The 1,970-nt window shown below is 71.4% G+C and carries 2 protein-coding genes and 1 tRNA gene; 2 read left to right on the top strand and 1 reads right to left on the bottom strand.

All coding sequences use genetic code 11. From position 1 onward, the window contains the following. Positions 1-669, top strand: a 669-nt coding sequence (locus B7767_RS13955) for an ABC transporter permease (RefSeq protein WP_143652439.1), incomplete at its 5' end; no start/stop codon positions are given. 261 nt (positions 670-930) lie between these two features. On the opposite strand, the gene B7767_RS13950 is transcribed toward B7767_RS13955, so the two are convergent. Next, a tRNA-Leu gene (locus tag B7767_RS13950) sits at positions 931-1,014 on the bottom strand. A 505-nt stretch (positions 1,015-1,519) separates the two neighbouring features. Here B7767_RS13950 and B7767_RS13945 point away from each other — a divergent pair. Continuing rightward, positions 1,520-1,970 (top strand): DUF3662 domain-containing protein (locus B7767_RS13945; RefSeq protein ID WP_143652437.1); only part of this gene is annotated, 451 nt, incomplete at its 3' end.

The following is a 1,970-nucleotide window of genomic DNA, read 5'->3' as shown; positions in this document are numbered from 1 at the left end:
CGCGTGCGGGTGTGGCTCGGGGACGGCACGGAGCGGACGCTGCGGATCGCCGCGGTGATGACCACCGGCACCGGCGACAACGGCGTCTACGTCACCCCGGCCAACGCGCCGGGCGCCCGCGCGGACCGGGTGGACGTCGCCCTCGCGGACGGCGCCGACGCGCACGTGGTGGCCGCCGGGCTGGAGCGGGCGGTGCGGCCCGCCGGCGGTCGTGTCCTCACCTCGGAGCAGTGGCTCTCCGCCACGGACCCCGGAACGGAACGCACCACCCGCTACGGCCTTCTGCTGGTCCTCGGCATCGCCCTGCTGTACACGGGCATCTCCCTGGTCGGCACCATGGTCATGGCGACCTCCGACCGGGTGCGCGACCTCGCGGTCCTGCGGCTGGCCGGGGCCACGCGGTGGCAGGTGCTGCGGATGGTGGGCGCGGAGTCGCTGACGGTGGTCGCGGTCGGCGCGGTCCTGGGCCTGACCGTGGCCGTGCTCGACCTGGTCGGCATGTGGGGAGCGCTGGTCCTGCTCTCGGCCCCCGCCACGATCGCCCTCCCCTGGTCCACGCTCGCCGCCGTCACGGCCGCCTGCGCCGTGCTCGCCACGGTCTCCGCGGTCGCCCCCGCCGCCCTCGCCCTGCGCCGGCCCGCGCTGGAGTCGGCGGGCCTCCGCGAGTGAATCCTTCGTAGCCCGCACCGGAATCGGCGGGCCTTCGCGAGTGAACCCGCGCGGCCCGCTCCGGAGGTCCCGTCGGCGCCCTTCCCGCTCTCTTCCGAGTTCTCCCCAAAGGCCTCGGAAGGGCGGCCTCGGAGGTGGGCGGCGCACCGCTCCACGACGAAAAGGATCATGAGATGTTCCTCACACATCGTCCCGCCGCCGCACCCGCTCCGAGCATGCGAAACGGGCGGCATCCGATGGATGCCGCCCGTTTCGACGGTGTGCGCGAGGGGGGAGTTGAACCCCCACGCCCTTGCGGGCACTGGAACCTGAATCCAGCGCGTCTGCCTATTCCGCCACCCGCGCATTGGGTGTGTCTTCCGGGCCTTGCCTTTTGGGGCCTTGCGCCTTCCGACACCCAGAACATTAGCACGCTGGTCGGGATGGATTCACATCCCTTTCCCCGCGACCGCTCCCGCCGCCCCACCGGCCCCGACGAGCCCGCGTCGCCCCGGCCGGCCTCCCCGCGGTTCCCGATGTCGCGACGCCGACTGATTCACGTATCAACCTCGTACCGGTAGTCCCCGTCTGTCCAGGAGCCGGGTGGAGTCCACAGCCGGGTGCGGGACACTGGTCTTCGGCCCCCTCTACGATCCATGGCAGAACGACGCGCACGAGCACGGCCGAAGGAGTTCGAAGAGGGGCTCCGGAGGGAACTTCGTCAGGCGTCGACACCCGTCGACCGGGCCGACAGGGGGAACCAGCCGATCGACCTGCGCGTGGATACGATCAGTAAGCAGTACCAGGTAGGCGGTGCGCGAAACGGTGCGCCGGGCAGTACACAGGACGGCAGCTACGGAGGAGGTGCCCCATGGGAGTCCTGAAGAAGTTCGAGCAGCGTCTCGAAGGTCTGGTCAACGGCACCTTCGCCAAGGTGTTCAAGTCCGAGGTGCAGCCCGTGGAGATCGCGGGAGCGCTCCAGCGGGAGTGCGACAACAACGCCACCATCTGGAACCGCGACCGCACCGTCGTACCCAACGACTTCATCGTCGAACTGAGCACCCCGGACTTCGAGCGGCTCAGCCCGTACTCCGGCCAGCTCGGCGACGAGCTCGCCGGCATGGTGCGCGACTACGCCAAGCAGCAGCGCTACACCTTCATGGGCCCCATCAAGGTGCACCTGGAGAAGGCGGACGACCTCGACACCGGCCTGTACCGGGTCCGCAGCCGCACCCTCGCCTCCTCCTCCGCCGGCCAGGCCCCCGGCGCTCCCGGCGGCGCACCGCCGGCCGGCCGCCCCGGCGGCTACGGCTACCCGCCGG

The organism is Streptomyces sp. 13-12-16, assembly GCF_002114215.1.
In the GTDB taxonomy this organism is placed as follows: domain Bacteria; phylum Actinomycetota; class Actinomycetes; order Streptomycetales; family Streptomycetaceae; genus Streptomyces.
This window is presented reverse-complemented; position numbering and strand designations above follow the sequence as displayed.